Origin of the sequence: Marinobacter sp. (assembly GCF_041687235.1) — a bacterium.
Lineage (GTDB): Bacteria > Pseudomonadota > Gammaproteobacteria > Pseudomonadales > Oleiphilaceae > Marinobacter.
Window position 1 is genome coordinate 52,266 of record NZ_JAWLCH010000009.1, and the last position, 15,308, is coordinate 67,573.

12 protein-coding genes are annotated in these 15,308 nt (G+C 57.5%); 8 read left to right on the top strand and 4 right to left on the bottom strand.

Translation table 11 applies throughout. The annotated features are described in order from the left end of the window. Positions 1-7 precede the first annotated feature (7 nt). The 4 genes from ACESMK_RS13385 to ACESMK_RS13400 all read left to right on the top strand — a co-directional run bounded on the left by ACESMK_RS13385 (position 8) and on the right by ACESMK_RS13400 (position 5,199). Positions 8-1,213 carry an efflux RND transporter periplasmic adaptor subunit gene (locus tag ACESMK_RS13385; protein ID WP_372999570.1) on the top strand — a complete coding sequence of 402 codons (1,206 nt, stop codon included), beginning with the start codon at positions 8-10 and terminating at the stop codon, positions 1,211-1,213. 99 nt (positions 1,214-1,312) lie between these two features. After that, the gene (locus ACESMK_RS13390; RefSeq protein ID WP_372999573.1) at positions 1,313-3,067 is read left to right on the top strand and encodes an N-acyl-D-amino-acid deacylase family protein; all 1,755 of its coding nucleotides are present in this window, start codon (positions 1,313-1,315) and stop codon (positions 3,065-3,067) included. Between the two features lie 14 nt (positions 3,068-3,081). Next, on the top strand, positions 3,082-3,711 hold the full coding sequence (locus ACESMK_RS13395) for a DUF2238 domain-containing protein (protein ID WP_372999576.1): 630 nt from the start codon (positions 3,082-3,084) through the stop codon (positions 3,709-3,711). Between the two features lie 27 nt (positions 3,712-3,738). After that, positions 3,739-5,199: an SLC13 family permease gene (locus tag ACESMK_RS13400; RefSeq protein ID WP_372999579.1), complete on the top strand. Its 1,461-nt coding sequence runs from the start codon at positions 3,739-3,741 to the stop codon at positions 5,197-5,199. Position 5,200: 1 nt separating this feature from the next. Here ACESMK_RS13400 and malT read toward each other — a convergent pair whose 3' ends face one another. Continuing rightward, positions 5,201-7,957, bottom strand: coding sequence for an HTH-type transcriptional regulator MalT (malT, locus tag ACESMK_RS13405; RefSeq protein ID WP_372999581.1), 2,757 nt, complete (start codon positions 7,955-7,957; stop codon positions 5,201-5,203). 249 nt (positions 7,958-8,206) lie between these two features. Here malT and ACESMK_RS13410 point away from each other — a divergent pair, with 249 nt between their 5' ends. The 4 genes from ACESMK_RS13410 to ACESMK_RS13425 are packed head-to-tail and all read left to right on the top strand — an operon-like array spanning position 8,207 to position 12,818. After that, positions 8,207-9,007, top strand: coding sequence for a C39 family peptidase (locus tag ACESMK_RS13410; RefSeq protein WP_372999584.1), 801 nt, complete (start codon positions 8,207-8,209; stop codon positions 9,005-9,007). 56 nt (positions 9,008-9,063) lie between these two features. Continuing rightward, the gene (locus tag ACESMK_RS13415; protein WP_372999587.1) at positions 9,064-10,074 is read left to right on the top strand and encodes a transporter; all 1,011 of its coding nucleotides are present in this window, start codon (positions 9,064-9,066) and stop codon (positions 10,072-10,074) included. Positions 10,075-10,112: 38 nt separating this feature from the next. After that, positions 10,113-11,738, top strand: coding sequence for an OmpP1/FadL family transporter (locus ACESMK_RS13420; protein ID WP_372999590.1), 1,626 nt, complete (start codon positions 10,113-10,115; stop codon positions 11,736-11,738). 51 nt (positions 11,739-11,789) lie between these two features. Continuing rightward, on the top strand, positions 11,790-12,818 hold the full coding sequence (locus ACESMK_RS13425) for a MalM family protein (protein WP_372999593.1): 1,029 nt from the start codon (positions 11,790-11,792) through the stop codon (positions 12,816-12,818). A gap of 22 nt (positions 12,819-12,840) precedes the next feature. Here ACESMK_RS13425 and ACESMK_RS13430 read toward each other — a convergent pair whose 3' ends face one another. Genes ACESMK_RS13430 through ACESMK_RS13440 form a run of 3 tightly spaced genes read right to left on the bottom strand, consistent with a single transcriptional unit; the run spans position 12,841 to position 15,257 of the window. After that, positions 12,841-13,872, bottom strand: a complete 1,032-nt coding sequence (locus ACESMK_RS13430; protein WP_372999596.1) for a polysaccharide deacetylase family protein — start codon at positions 13,870-13,872, stop codon at positions 12,841-12,843. 46 nt (positions 13,873-13,918) lie between these two features. After that, positions 13,919-14,584, bottom strand: a complete 666-nt coding sequence (locus ACESMK_RS13435) for a DNA-J related domain-containing protein (protein WP_372999598.1) — start codon at positions 14,582-14,584, stop codon at positions 13,919-13,921. Positions 14,585-14,612: 28 nt separating this feature from the next. Next, complete coding sequence (locus tag ACESMK_RS13440; RefSeq protein WP_372999600.1) at positions 14,613-15,257, bottom strand: TetR/AcrR family transcriptional regulator; 645 nt, start codon at positions 15,255-15,257, stop codon at positions 14,613-14,615. Between the last annotated feature and the right edge of the window lie 51 nt (positions 15,258-15,308).

The window sequence follows — 15,308 nt, forward strand, 5'->3', positions numbered from 1 at the left end:
GATCGCTATGGCAGCGAAACGTTTTTCGGGTAAATGGTTGTTCTGGGGCGGGTTTGCATTACTCGCCATCGCCGTAGTTCTGGTCACGGTTCGCCCTGATCCCGTTTGGGTGGATCTGACACCCGTGAGCAGGGGCGCAATGGAAATCACCGTCAAGGAGGAGGGGAAGACACGGGTACGGGATCGGTACGTGGTTTCATCTCCGGTTGCCGGGTATCTGCATCGGGTTCCGTTGGAAGTGGGGGATCCGGTTATCCCGGGAGAGCTGTTGACGGAAGTGGATCCAATGCCCGCGAGCACCCTGGATGCACGCAGCCGGGCAGAAGCGGAGGCCAAGGTGCAATCGGCCCGTTCAGCACTCAATTCCACCCGCCAGAAAGTGGCCGCAGCCGAAGCGGAAGCAGATCTGGCCGTGCAGGAACTGGCCCGCCTGCAGGCTCTCAGTGACGATCGTTTCGTCTCTGATGAGCGCTTGCAACAGGCCCGAGCTGCCGCGGACAGAGCCCAGGCCATATTACGTTCGGCCCGTTTTGATGAGGAAGTGATGGCCCATGAGCTGGCAGCGGCCAGAACCCGCCTTGAAGTGTCGGCAGCGCGGGCCAATGGTGACGGAGCGGTTGAAAGGGTGCCGGTGCGATCTCCGGTCAATGGTTCAGTCCTCGGGATTATCCGGAAAAGCGAGGGCGTCATTCAGGCCGGCGAGGCCATTCTGGAACTCGGTGATCCCGGAGCACTTGAGGTGGTTGTCGATGTGTTGAGCTTTGACGCCGTGAACCTCAAACCCGGCATTGCAGCAAGGCTGACCGGGTGGGGTGGCGGAACCCTCGACGCCATTGTAAGGCGCGTTGAACCGGTTGGATTCGAGGATGTGTCGGCCCTGGGAGTGGAAGAAAGGCGGGTTCAGGTGGTTGCGGATATCACGACCCCTCCGGATGCCTGGCAAAGCCTCGGAGATGGTTACCGGGTAGACGCCGAATTTTTGCTCTGGCGCTCAGACAGCGTCCTTCAGATTCCCGAGTCTGCCATTTTCCTGAACGACAATCAGCATCAGGTATTCCGTGTTGTTGACGACAGAGCCGTACTTACTGAGGTGCTGGTCGGGCGTACAAACGGCTTCCACACTGTGATACAGGAGGGGCTCACCGAGGGCGACAGGGTCGTCCGTCACCCGGATCGCCACCTTGAAGATGGCAGCAGGGTTCGTGTTCGTTAATGGCCTGTATTGACGCATCAGCTTGCCAAAATGAGAGGACATATCACGTTTTGCTGGCTAGACTGACGGTACAGAACAATAAAAAAGGAGCCTGGCACAGTGAACCAGTTCGATACCCTGATAGTTGGTGGCCGATATTTTGACGGTACTGGCGGACCCTCGCGGATAGCCCATGTTGGAATAAAAGATGGACGGGTTGCCGGGGCATTTGATGAACAACCGGAGCCTGGCCTCGCCGAACGGATTATTGATGCCAGCGGATGCTGGGTGACACCGGGATTTCTGGACACCCATACCCACTACGATGCCGAGCTGTTGGTGGCGCCCTCCCTGTCGGAGTCCGTACGTCATGGTGTGACCACTGTGCTGATCGGCAGTTGCTCCCTGAGCATGGTGTGCTCCGATCCGGAAGACGCTTCCGACATTTTCACCCGGGTGGAAACGGTGCCCAGGGAAAAAGTTCTGCCCATCCTGAAACAGTACAAGTCCTGGCGGAACCCGAAAGAATGGGTGGCCTTTATGGATCAGCATTCCCTGGGCCCCAACGTCATAAGCTTTCTTGGCCACAGTGATCTGAGAACCGCGGTCATGGGGCTTCATCGCGCGACCGATCGCAATGTCATTCCAACGGAAGAAGAACAGGAGCGCATGGAATCATTGCTTGAGGAAGCTCTGCAGGAGGGGTTTCTCGGTCTTTCCACCATGTGTCTGAAGTGGGACAAGGTGGACGGGGACCGCGAGTGGTCCAAGAGTCTCCCGAGCACTTACGCCAGATGGCGCGAGATCAGCCGTTTGAACAGACTTCTGCGCCGGTATGGACGGGTTCACCAGGGGGCGCCCAATGCCGCCAATCCGCTTCAGGTAACCCAGTACCTGAAAGAGACCCTGGGTTGGTTGAGAAAGCCCTTGAAAACAACCCTGATCGCCATGATCGACCTGAAAGGCAACCCTACGGTCAAACCGATGGCCAGTCTGGTAGGGTGGCTGGCCAACAGTTTTGGCGGCAATTTTCGCTGGCAGCTTCTGCCAACGCCGTTCACGGTCTATGCCGATGGTATGGATATCGTGCTGTTCGAGGAGTTTGGTGCCGGCGAAATGGCGCTCGATATTCGCAATCAGCTCGAGCGTAACGAACTCCTGAAAGACGAGCAGTACCGGCGCAAGTTCCGACAATTCTACAAGGAAAAGCTCTCCCCCCGAGTGTGGCAGAGGGATTTCGGCGATGCCGTCATTCTTGACTGCCCGGACAAAAGCGTTGTTGGTCGTAACTTTGCCGAACTTGCCGCCGACCGGGGAATCCATGTCGTCGATTTCTTCCTGGACATGGTCGTTGCTCACGGTCGCGCATTGCGCTGGTTCACCACGGTCGGGAATCACAGAAAGGATCGGCTCCGGAAAATGGTAACCAACCCCGGTGCCCTGATCACCTTTTCCGATGCGGGCGCCCATATCCGCAATATGGCCTTCTATAATCTGCCGCTACGGTTTCTCAAGCTGGTTCACGAAAGCCACGGCGAGGGTGAGCCGGTCATGTCCCTGGAGCGTGCCGTACACCGGTTGACCGGTGAGCAGGCGGATTGGCTTGGTGTTGATGCCGGCCATATCCGGGTCGGAGACCGGGCGGATATCACCGTGCTTGATCCCCATGGCCTTGATCAGGATCTGGAACAGGTCGAATGGGCCGAGATGGAGAATTTTGGCCTTGAGCGGATGGTCAACCGGGTACCGGGTTGTGTAAAAGAGGTACTGATCAATGGTCGGTCGGCGGTAACAAACGGTCAGTTGGATTCTGCCCTGGGCAGGGAAGCCGGCTATGGTCGCTTCCTGCGATCCGGGGCCAGGCCGCAGCATTGAAAAAGGAATACGAAATGAACCAACGACTCGCGCCCGCAGCCTGGGTGCTGGTGTTTCTTGCCGTATTTATCTGGTCTGCTATTGAACCCAGGGATCGCGCGACCTGGGTTCTTGAGGTGCTGCCTGCGGCCATTGGTTTTGGGCTGGTCGTCTGGTGCTTTTTCCGGTATCCGCTGACCCCGCTCGTCTATGCACTGATACTGGTCCATGCGGTCATCCTGATCGTCGGCGGCCACTACACCTACGCCGAAGTGCCTCTGTTCGACTGGTTTCGTGACTGGTTTGGCTGGGAACGCAACAATTACGACAAGCTTGGCCACCTCGCCCAGGGCTTTGTGCCGGCCATTATTGCCCGGGAAGTGGTCATTCGCTTCGATGTGTTCTCCAGCCGACGCTGGGCCGCCTTTTTTATCGTTTGTTTCTGCCTGGCCCTGAGCGCTTTCTATGAGTTGATTGAATGGTGGGTGGCCCTTCTCAGTGACGAGGCGGCAGAAGCCTTCCTGGGTACACAGGGCTACGTCTGGGATACCCAGTCAGACATGGCCTGGGCGTTGTCCGGCGCTATTCTGGCCCTGCTACTTCTTGGCCGTGTCCATGACCGCCAGTTACAGCATCTACAAGACTCCGGTAAGCTGCCCGTCTGATACTTCTGAATTGTGGAACAACGCTGTATGCCTGAAAAGACTGCTGACAACCCAACGGAGGGGCTTCCCCGCAGCCAGGCCATTGGCCTGATTCTGGGAGCTGCATTTCTGTTGGCAACGATCATTCTTCCACCCCCGGAAACCATGGGCGCGGAGGCCTGGTCAGCCCTGGGGCTCATGCTTTTGATGGCTACCTGGTGGTCAACCGAAGCGATTCCGATTCCTGCAACTGCCCTGTTACCGATTGTTCTGGTGCCGGCACTGGGACTTGGAAGCGTTGGCGATGCGACATCGCCCTACGCCAACCCGATCATCTTCCTGTTCCTCGGGGGCTTCACACTCGGCCTGGCGATGCAGCGCTGGAACCTGCACAGACGAATCGCCCTGATGACGCTGAAGGCCGTTGGCAGCAAACCCAGGCGACAGATCGCCGGCTTTATGTTGGCAACCGCTTTCCTGAGTATGTGGGTAAGCAATACCGCAACCGCGATCATGATGTTGCCTATCGGGTTGTCGGTGGTAGCGATGATGGACAGTGGTAATGCGGAGGGCGTTCGGCGCTATGCCACCGCTCTTTTGCTTGCGATCGCCTATTCTGCCAGCATCGGCGGTATTGCAACCCTCATCGGTACGCCCCCCAACGCCCTTCTGGCGGCCTATCTGAGTGAAAACCAGGGGATTTCGGTGGGTTTTGCCCAGTGGATGCTGCTGGGGGTTCCGGTCGCGGTGATTATGCTTGCCCTGGCATGGTGGTGGCTGACCCGCAAGGACTTTGGTTTGGGTCGCTCGGGAGATGGCGGCAAAGCCATACGGGAGGAGCTGGATGCCCTGGGCCCCCTGGGTAAAGGAGAGAAGCTGGTGGCCCTGGTGTTCCTGATCACTGCGGCCGCGTGGATTTTCAGACCCCTGTTGTCTGACAGCCTTGTGCCCTGGTTGAGTGACACGGGCATCGCCATTGCAGCGGCGATTGCCATGTTTCTTATGCCGGTCAATACCCGAACCCGGGAGTTCGTGCTGGACTGGGAAACCGCCAAAGGAATTCCATGGGGTGTGCTTTTGCTCTTCGGCGGTGGGCTTGCCATGGCCGGCGTAATCAGCAGCTCCGGGCTGGCTGAGTGGATTGCGCAAAGCCTCGGGGTAGCGGGCACTCTGCCAACGATAGTCATGATTGCGCTGGTGGCTGGTATTATCATCTTTTTGACTGAAGTCACCAGCAATACCGCTACCGCTGCGGCTTTTCTGCCGTTGCTGGGTGCTCTGGCGCTCAGTCAGGGGGTGTCACCTATGCTGCTGACAGTTCCGGCCGCCATCGCAGCCAGCTGCGCCTTCATGATGCCGGTTGCCACACCGCCGAATGCCATTGTGTTCTCCAGTGGCCATATGCAGATCAGCGACATGATCAGAGCCGGGTTTGCCCTCAACCTTATGGGCATTGTTGTGGTGACCCTGGTGAGCTACCTGTTACTTGGGCTGGTGTTCTCGATGTAGCTTATTCCCCCTGGATTTTGCTGAGCAGGTCCTTCGCCAGTTCGATGGCTTCCGAACGGTGGCTGATATTCTGTTTCTGGTACAGGCTTCGAATGTGGGTCTTGACCGTAGTCGAGGCCACTTTCAGGTGCTCGGCAATCTGGTCATTTGAAAGCCCTGCGTGTATCAGGCTGAGAATCTGCCACTCTCTGCGGGTGAGCGGGGAAGTGCGGATCAGTTCCGGTACATCCGGACGGTCGATGATGTCCTGGATGATCGCTTCATCCAGGGAGATCCGGATGGCGCGGCTGAAGTCGCGTTGTTGCTGGGCCAGTTGAATCAGGCGCTCTGCCCTCTGAAGCTCCATGCCTTCAATGGCCTCTTCGTTGATCAGTGCCTTGAGCAGAACAATCAATTCCTTGCCCAACCTCAGGAAGCTGCCAACAGCGCCAGTGGTGCTCGCCAGTTCGAGCGCGGTTTTCATGTGATCCAGAGCCCGCTCACGGTCGTCCAGTTGCCAGTATAGGTAGGCGAGGGCAATGTGGTTACGGTTCAGGTCTGTTTTCAGGCCAAATTCCTGCGCAACCGCCGTCAGCTCTTCCAGGAGGGGACGGGCTAGTTCGTACTGACCAAGGCTGATCAGTGCCCGTGCCTGGTTGCGGCCATTGCACTGATGGAAGTGGTTGGTAGCCTTTACCGGATCACAGTGTGGCGCAACGGTGAGCCAGCGCTGGATGGAGTCATGGTCCCGGACAGCATCCCAGTACGACAGCATGGTGGCCTGGGCATTGGCCACCCAATCCAGGTGGTAGTCTTCCGCTGCCAGCATTTTCTGGATCTTGGCAATGTAATCGGCACACAGACTCTGCCTGCCCCGTGCCTGGGCAACTTTGGCCAGGGACGTGTAGCTCTGCACATACCAGCGTTCACCCTGCGCCTCGAGTATTTCGATACCCTGCAGGGCGCAACGCTCGGCACTCTCCAGATGGTGCCACTCCCACATGATCTGACTGCGAATCCGGAACAGGAATTCCAGAATTGGCAGATGGTTCAGCTGATTCTCCTCCGCATACTGGAAAGCACGTTCCTGAATGTTGTATGCCTTTTGCAGCAGACCCATGGCGACACTGATCTCGCTCTGCTGGCACAGGGCCCAGAGAACGTTCTGGTGCGCCTGATGGGCCCTGGCGAGATGCTCCGTGTCCTGCATGCGGGCCAGAGCTTCCTCCAGTTCACCGCGCACAAACAGCGCTTCCCCTATAACCGAGGCGGCAGCAACCCTGGACGTCGGCAGGTATCTGGCTTCCTGCTCGATGGCTTCCCGGGCGAGGGACAGGGCACGGTCGCCGTCGCCATAGTTCATTGCGACTTGGGCCCGGATGGCACTGAACTCCCCATGAACCGCCTTCTGGGTGTCTTCGTTCATGGATGCCTGCAGTCGGGCTTCCGCCGCTGACAGCCAGTTTTCCACTTCATCGAACTTGTACTGCCCCTGGGCTACCCATGCCCTGAGCAGAGTCAGCGTGGGATCTTCGGCAATGATTTCCTGGGGTAAGGTGTCCAGGCATCGCTGAAGCAGATGGAACTGGCCCTCGGTGAAGAATTTGCGGCCGTGGATGGTGAGTACACGGGTAATGCGTTCCGGATCTTCCGCGGCAATGGCGTGTTTGGCCGCCTCCTCGGCGTGGCTCAGCTCCAGCCAGGCATCAGCGGCACGCTGATGCAGATCCCTCTGGTTTTCCCGGGTAGTACAGGTCAGCAGATGACGCAGGTAGACCGAGAACAGCGGGTGATACCGGAACCAGAGCGCGGAGTTGTCCACGGGTGTTATGAACAGCCCCATGGACAGCAGACTGCTGAGCAGGGCCTGGCCGTCGGTGTCATCCATGACCCGCATCACCATGCCCGCATTGAAACGGTCCAGAATACTGGTGCGCATAAGAAAGCGGCGCTGCTGCTCGCTCAGATCGTTGCCTACGAGCTCGTCGAAGTAGTCAAAGATGTTCTGGTTGCCTTGCTCCAGTTGATCGACAAAATCACTGAACTCGACACTGGTAGCCGAGGAAGCGGACAGAAGTTGCAGGGCGGAAATCCAGCCCTCTACCCGCCGGACAGCCCGCTCAATGTCCTCGCGGGCAATCTCGAACGGCAGTCGGCTCTGGAGGTACTGTTGCGCTTCGTCCGGTCCAAAGCCGAGATCCCGGCTGGTGATTTCGGTCAGACGCCCCTGCATCCGGAGCTGGGCAACCCCAACCGGTGGAATGGTCCGGCTGATGATGACAAGCGTGAGATAGCCTGGCAGATGCCTTAGCAGAAAACGCAGCGCTTCGTGGATCTCCAGGTTGGTTATCAGGTGGTAGTCATCAAGCACCAGATACAGTGGCTCGTCATCCTGGGGCAACCCTGCGAGTAGATCGGTCAGGAAAGATTCGAGACTGTCATAACCTTCCGCCTGGAGCTTTTCCAGCACAGCTTGGCAGCAACCTTCGGTGGCCCGGGAGAGGGCGTTGGCCAGATAGCCGGCAAAGCGGGCCGGGTTGTTATCACTGCTTTCCAGGCGAAACCAGGCTGATCGGGCGTCGAGACTTGCCAGCCGCTCGGCAATCGTCGTGGTTTTGCCATAGCCAGCCGGCGCGTGAACCAGAAGCAGGCTGACAGGCTCAAGGCCGTGCAACAGATCGTTGAACTTATCCCTCGGCAGCAGCGCCGGCGGTGATACCGGGCTCTGATTCTTGGCGGCGATAAACGTGATTTGTCCCGGATTCAGTGTTGTTGTCATCAGGATCTACATCAGGAATTTGAGTTGCTGGACTGGTGTTGATACCGGCTTTGCGCTGTTGCGTCAACTCCAGAGGCCCTCTTTATCAGTGCCTTGAACCAGTTCTCAAATCCGCCCCGCAAGGCCCCTTCTGCACCGACAGATTTGAGGCACAGTTATCTTTAAGGGCGAGGGCTTTTCGGTATCTTACCGTAACAACATGTAACCCGATTAATAACGTGGCCAATAAAAACAGGGACTTCGTCTGACATGCTGCTGGTGCTCGCTGGATCCATCCTTACATTCACCATGGTGCAGGAAGCGACCGTGGTGGAGCCTTTTGAGAAGGGCGCCATCGTCATCCAGCAGGATGTGGATTCGAGCCCGATCGAATTGCGCTCGGATGTGCGGGTTGAGCCGCTTGTCGAGCAGAAATTCCGGAATATTGTCCGCCAGGCGTACGACTACAGTTGTGGAAGCGCGGCGCTGACCACCGTTCTGAACTTCTACCTGGGGCGAACCCTGTCGGAACGACAGGTCATGGAGGGGCTGCTTCATTACGGCGAAAGCGAGCGTATCGTGGAACGTCGAGCCTTTTCCATGCTCGACATGAAACGGCTGGTCACCGCTCTTGGCTACCCGTCAGGCGGCTTCAGGGCCACGATTGATGACCTCAAAGACCTTGACCACCCGGCCATCGTGCCCATCCATCACGCTGGCTTCAAGCATTTCGTGGTGTTGCGAACCATCCGGGACGGGCGTGTTTATCTGGCCGACCCTTCGGTAGGCAATATTTCCTTTACCCTTGCCCAGTTCGAGGAGAAGTGGGACGACAACGTGTTGTTCATTGTCTTTCCGGGCAGTGACAAGCCTCTGGACAACCTTGAGCTGAAGGAGGAGGACCTTCGCTTCGTGGACGACCAGACAATGACGCTTCTGGCGCTGGAACGGATACCGGCATTTCACGAGTCCACCCAGAGGCGAATCCAGAATCTGCTGGAACGCCAGAAAAACAATCCCGACGGCAGTGTAGAGAACACGCGAAAGCAGCTGCATTACCGTCGAAACTAATTTTCCGGGGTTTCTCCCCGGGTCAGGAACATTACAAATAAAATAAGGGAGTCAGGATGAATCGTTGGTTTGTGCGAGGTTTTATCCTTGTTTCCACGGCAGGTTTGCTTCCGGGCATGGCCCTGGCGCAGGAAGGAAGTGTGGACCAGGCGCGGGAAGCGTTGGCCAAACAGGAAGGAGACGAAGACTCCTCACAGCAGCTTGAGGAAGTGTTCCAGGCTGCAGAGAAGAACTATTCGTTGCAGAAGAAAGGCTCCCATTCCCTGAATTATTCGTTCGACTATTCCTACACCGCTGATCAGCGGCTGGATCTGGCTATTACGAATGGTTCGGTGAGAAACCTGGATGTCGTGCCATCGGCAACCCACAGCTTTACGAACTCCTTTTCCTACGACTACGGCCTGCTGGACAACCTGACCGTGGGTACCCGTATCCCGCTGGTGGTCAAATATGACACCCAGGACGAGCTCAATGTTTATGATTTCGGCGACATTTCCTTCACCGGGCGTTGGCAGCCCTTCGCCTATGTTCCCGGTAAGATGTCGACCACGCTGTTCGGCACCCTGTCCAGCAAGACCGGTGTCAGTCCTTATGAAATAGATATCAACGAGCAGCTTTCAACCGGCAGCGGGTATTACTCGATCGGGGGCGGGGCGAGTCTCTCGAAGGTCCTGGATCCGGTGGTGGTTTTCGGCTCCGTAAGCGCCACTTACAACCTGCCAGCGGAGGACCTCCAGCAGGTCAGGGGTGCGCGTTTGCTGGAAGAGGTGGACCCGGGGTTCGGGCTGTCAGGGTCGGCCGGTTTCGCCTATTCCCTCTCTTACGACATCTCGCTGAGCATCTCCGCCCAGCTCAGTTACAGCGACGAAACGGTGCTGACCTTCTCCAACGGCGATCAGGCCGTGGCCCAGGATCAGATGACCGGTTTCCTGAGCATGTCCCTGGGAACCCGTGTCAGTGATACCACGATTGTGAACACCAGCCTGGGTATCGGCCTGACTGAGGACGCCCCGGACTTCTCCCTGGGAGTCTCCCTGCCCATTAACTTCTCCGGTCTGAAAGAGTGATTGGTGTCGTTGACGATCTACGGGAAGGGAAGGACTTCATGGGACATAAACGCCACAACCGCCGGATTCTCGCGGCCCTGATTGCCACGACCATCTCATGTGGTGCCCAGGCACAGCTTGCGCAGAATCTGACGATTCATCCCAAGGCACTGGCCCTCGGGAATGCCGTGACCGCCGACCCACCGGGAATTATGGCAATTCATTACAACCCGGCGGGTCTGACCAAGCTGGACGGTCGTCAGCTGGAAGTGAACCTGATGAGCGTCTATCTCGATATCGATGCTGATTTCACGGCTCCGGATGGCTATGAGATTTTTGGCATTGACGGGCTGGAGACTGATCCTCAAACCGGAAAGCAGCGGGACCCGGTGGCCAACACCCACAGTCACACCAACAACGTGGCACTGTATGTTCCCGGATATGGAATTTTGCGGTTACCGCCCGGACCAGCCCTCGCGCCTTCGGCGGGTATCAGCATCAATCCGCCGGGCTCCAAGCTGACCTTCGGTAATGCCTTTTACCTGCCCCTTGCAGCCGGTTTCTACCGTGACAAGGACGACCCCGGTCGCTACCAGCCACAGGCCACGGCGCTGCAGCGCACAACCTATCTGTCGCCCACTGTCGGATACGAAATCAATGACGACTGGTCCGTGGGTGCCGGGATACATCTTTCCCACATGGGCGTCGCTGCGGATCAATACATGCGCGCGCCCAACCTGTTGTTGGGTGTGGCGGAAGTTCTGCAGGACGCCTTTAACTGTGAGAGCGGCGACGAGCCCCTTCAGCCCTGGCTTGCACTGTGTGGGGGTAATGTTGGCCCCTGGGATGACATCGGCGCACTGAACATCAATGTCCAGGAAACCCTGTCACCGACCTATGCCCTGGGTGTCATGTGGGAGCCGAACGACTGGTTCAGCTGGGGGGCAAGCTATACCTCTGAAGCTGACATGAACATGAAGGGCACTTTCGAGATTCAGTACACCGATGACTGGTCGGGCTTCTGGCAGAGTGTCAACGGATCGGTACTCGGTGCCATTACCTCGGCCATCCTGAGCCTGCCATCCGGTGCGCCGAAGGAATCCGGTAACGTCAGTATGGACCTGGTCTATCCGCAGCATTTCCAGACCGGTATCAGTGTTGACGTGCACCCGAAGCTGACCCTGAACGCCGATATCGGCTGGACCGATTACAAGCAATGGGATGCCTTTGTTTTCCGTTTCGACCGTAACCTGGAGTTCCTCAATGCGGCCCGGATCCTGTCACCGGACAATGCCACGCCAAACACTCTGAGACTGCCCCTGGGTTTCAAGAGCCAGTGGAACTGGGCCTTCGGCATGGAGTTCCATGCCTCTTCTCGCCTGGACCTCCGGGCTGGTGTGGAAATACGGGATTCCGTTATACCGGATGATCAGCGACAGGTCATGGCGCCCTTTGGCGGCGCCAACCTTTACAGCATCGGGATGGGGTACCAATGGGACAAGAACACTGAGATTGATATTAATCTCAGCTATCTCCATTCGGTGGAGTCGATTCCCGCGGACACCAGCTGTAACGTAAACTGCGACAATATCACCAACATTATCTACAACCCCTATGCAGGCCTTGATGTCAAAACCTCGCTACGGGTTGTCATGGCAGGCCTCAGTTTCCGGACAAAATTCTGAGTGCTGCCATTAACCAGAAGGTAGTCATTCGCAGTGATTAACGGACCTTTCTTGAAACCTGCCCTGTGCCTGTTTCTGGTTGCTCTTCTCGGAGGCTGCCAGACTGGCGGCTCGACGTTATCCGAACGGGAGGGTTATTTTACCTGGGTAGACGAGCAGGGCAGGGTCCGACACTCTCCCATTGCCGGGGGTTCCAAAGAAAAGGCCGGCAATGAACGCGATCCGGTTTCTGTTGAAGAAACAAGTCCTGCCGGTAGTGAGGCCCGTTCGGGCCCGGAGCTGCAGGAGGAAACCGAGTACACGCTGGAGAATTATCCGGATGGCGGACAGCTTGAAAAAGACGGCTACGTTCGTCCCGGGGAACGGCAACCCTACTTTACCTGGCGGGACGCTGAGGGAAATGTCCGGGTAAGCTATTACCGGCCCGATACGCGTTCTGACCTACAGAAGGGGCTGATAGAACCTCCCGTTCAGATTACCAGGGCCAGCGTCTACCATGCGGGGCCGGATGGGCCGGCTCAAGCGCCGGTGGCCGGTCATGACCCGGATGCCTTTGCCATTCTCGGCATTGAGGCCTCATCGGAAGATTTTTTCGCCCGATTTGCCGAGACCTGCTGTGCTTCCATGAATGGTCTTACCCCGCAACGCTGGCAGTCAGGACGGGAATTTGGCGTAACACTCGAAGACGGTTCAGCAACCCATCCGTTCCTGACCGGCAACAGCGCTTATCAATTGATCGAACTTCCTGACGCCGGCAAGCACGGAAGTTTTGTCATGCGCCTGCGCTCATACGCCAGAAACGGCGTGTTTGTTCCCTCGCTCGTTTTCCTGAACGAGCAGAAGGAGCCGGTAAGACTGGTGACCGATCTGGTCATGGATTTTACACCGGAAAACTGGCACAGACGCGGCTATCTGGAGGCATGGATTCCCGCTTTCCCTGCACAGGGAGAGCGCTGGCTGGTCCTGTTTACCCGCGATGAAGACCTGAATGGCCAGACCGTTTTTGAAACCGGAGCTGGCCCTGGGAAAATGCCCCACGTTATGCAGGGCGAAATTGGCCTGATGCAGGTAGAAGACTAGTGCCCCGAAGGGTGCCCCGCCGTCAGTCCTCCGGTTTGCTCAGATCCAGCCACTGTTGCGACAGCCAGTAGTAGCTGCCATGGCCCGCGGGGTGGGTGCAGTTGTAACGGAATCGCCGGCTGTTGAAGGAATCGGGCGCTTGCACCTTCACCTTGCCGTCAATCACGTCAAAGTCGATACGTCCCTGACCGGAGGCAAAGCATGTCAGCCGGCCAGCATCCAGCGCTTCAGGCAGCGGGAAAATCAGTGTGGGTGGGTTTTCCGAGATCACACCGTCCGGCAACTCGCCGGTATCAACAGGGAACGCCTTGCTGCGCAGCTTGTCTTCAAGGCTGCCCAGTTGTCCGTAGGCGTTGGCCATTGGAAAGCGGGGTAAACGAGTGTTCGCAGTTTTCTGGCCGATGGCGCCGGATTGCTGGCCGAAACCGTACCAGCCACGATCGGCCACTTCCCGTTCCAGTGCTTCGTCAAACTCCCCGTAAGGGTAGGCGAACATGGGAGCCGGGGCGTCAAGTTTCCGATCAAGGGTTTCCTGGGCTGCATCAAGGCTGTTGGTTACCCGGGCTTGCCAGGCGCTTTCGGATTCGTCCGGCTTGCGAGCCAGATGTCCATGGTCAGCGCTGTGATTGGCGATGGTCACGCCCGGGCGTTCCGCCAGTTCCCGAATCTGTTCCCAGGTCATGTAGCCCTTTCGACCAACGGCTTCGGTATTGACGAAAATGGTGTAGGGGTACGCCTTTTCGGCCAGCAGGGGAGCCGCCGCACGGTAGACCGAGTCGTAGGCATCATCGAAGGTAATGGCGATGCGATTGTCTTTCCCGCCGGTACCGGCCAGTGTTTCTCCGGTGCCCTCCAGAAGGTCCACAACCTCAAGGTCCAGATCAGACAGCATATCCAACTGGCCTTCAAACAGGGACACGGAGGTACTGGTGGCGGGCGGGGTCGAATCGCTGACATGGTGGTACTGCAGCACCACCAGGTCAGCCTGTGCCGAGATGGCGGTTGCCATGACCGCAACGGCCAGTGAGGGTTTCAGGAATACTTTGAGTCGCATAGAGTCTCCTGGGTTTTCTGATTCTGGCCCGGTGCTATGGAACCGGTCAGATGCTGTGACGAAAATGGGCCTTCAATACCGAAAACGCCTGGTTGAGGTGCTGAATGGTCTCGGTTTTGCCGCCGCGATCAGGGTGTGCACGCATCACGGCCCTGCGAAAACGCTGCTTGACGGTTGGGAAATCCGGTGGAATAGCCGTGAATCCAAGTGTTTCAGCAGCCTGCCTTGTTTCTGATTGTGCTGGTGCCTGGCCAGGAGCGCCTGCCCAGAAATCATCCATCATCTGCTGAATGGCTTCATCCGGCAGGCGGTACTGAGAAAGGTCCAGATAGAACTGGCGAAGTGTGTCGACACTGTCCGGAACTCCTTCGCCACCGACCACTGCCTGCGTCTCGATGCGTATCGTCAGGGGCGATATTCTCAGGCTCTCGCCGGTTTCAGACAACTGGTCACGCAGACGATAGAGAACGTGAAATAACAAAAAATGAACCGGGTAGAGTTTTTCGGGTTCGCTGAAAACAACGTCTCCAAGCAGTTCCCAGGGCGGTTTCTGAAGTACTTTGATGAGCGATAATTCATTCATGCCGGCCGGTGCTGACCTGAGCTCGTGCTCAACGGCCACCAACAGATGCTGAATCTGTTGCTCAAGGCAAGTATCTTCGTCCACTGCCCGAGGATGGAAAGGGTTCCTTCGGAAATCGTTGTCTGTCATGGATCCTATGGTAGGGCACTCCCGGTCGTCAGGGAAGTGCTGCCAGCCGAGGGAGACCGCCCAGAAACAGGGCCGTGGAAAAACGGGTTGCGGTCAGCGCTTCCGAATCCGCCGACTCCGGGTTTTTGTGGGCGCGCCTGGCTAGGGTCAGGCTGGTTTCATAGGCAACGCCGAAAAAAGCTGCGCACAGGTATTCTTGATCGATTGGGGGGAGCAACTGGCGGTCTATCGCGTCGCGGACATCCCCTTCCAGAGATAACATGGTGAGCCCGAGTATGTCCGACCCAAACAGTTCTTTCAGAGCACGGTCATTGCGATGGGCCAGTTCGTAAACCAGTGGATCCCGGGCGGTTGCGGTATACAGGGCCAGGTAGGCGTAATGAATGAAATCCTCGGTGGTATCCGATGTGCGCCGATACCGGGTGAGGTTATTGTTCAGATTGGTGAGGAAATCGGTGAGCAGGGCGGCGAAGATATCCTGCTTGCTGGAGAAATAATTGTAGAACGTACCGGCAGCCAGCCCCGTGCGGCGTACGATGTCGCGGATGGTTGAATTGTCGTAGCCCCGCTCCCGAAAGCATTCCCGCGCAGCATGGAGGATGGCCCTTCGGTTGCGTATCCGGTTCCGTTCCCGTTTGCCCGCGACTTCTCCACTCGATTGCAACATATCCATGTCGGTATCCTGTCCCTGAATCCATGTGACGCGTATAATCTCACGTCCATT

Bases quoted from the DNA above. Each gene is read 5' to 3' on its own strand.
- ACESMK_RS13400 (WP_372999579.1), top strand. From the start codon at position 3,739: ATGCCTGAAAAGACTGCTGACAACCCAACGGAGGGGCTTCCCCGCAGC.
- ACESMK_RS13435 (WP_372999598.1), bottom strand. From the start codon at position 14,584: ATGACAGACAACGATTTCCGAAGGAACCCTTTCCATCCTCGGGCAGTG.
- ACESMK_RS13440 (WP_372999600.1), bottom strand. From the start codon at position 15,257: ATGGATATGTTGCAATCGAGTGGAGAAGTCGCGGGCAAACGGGAACGG.
- ACESMK_RS13410 (WP_372999584.1), top strand. From the start codon at position 8,207: ATGCTGCTGGTGCTCGCTGGATCCATCCTTACATTCACCATGGTGCAG.
- malT (WP_372999581.1), bottom strand. From the start codon at position 7,957: ATGACAACAACACTGAATCCGGGACAAATCACGTTTATCGCCGCCAAG.
- ACESMK_RS13415 (WP_372999587.1), top strand. From the start codon at position 9,064: ATGAATCGTTGGTTTGTGCGAGGTTTTATCCTTGTTTCCACGGCAGGT.
- ACESMK_RS13395 (WP_372999576.1), top strand. From the start codon at position 3,082: ATGAACCAACGACTCGCGCCCGCAGCCTGGGTGCTGGTGTTTCTTGCC.
- ACESMK_RS13420 (WP_372999590.1), top strand. From the start codon at position 10,113: ATGGGACATAAACGCCACAACCGCCGGATTCTCGCGGCCCTGATTGCC.
- ACESMK_RS13385 (WP_372999570.1), top strand. From the start codon at position 8: ATGGCAGCGAAACGTTTTTCGGGTAAATGGTTGTTCTGGGGCGGGTTT.
- ACESMK_RS13430 (WP_372999596.1), bottom strand. From the start codon at position 13,872: ATGCGACTCAAAGTATTCCTGAAACCCTCACTGGCCGTTGCGGTCATG.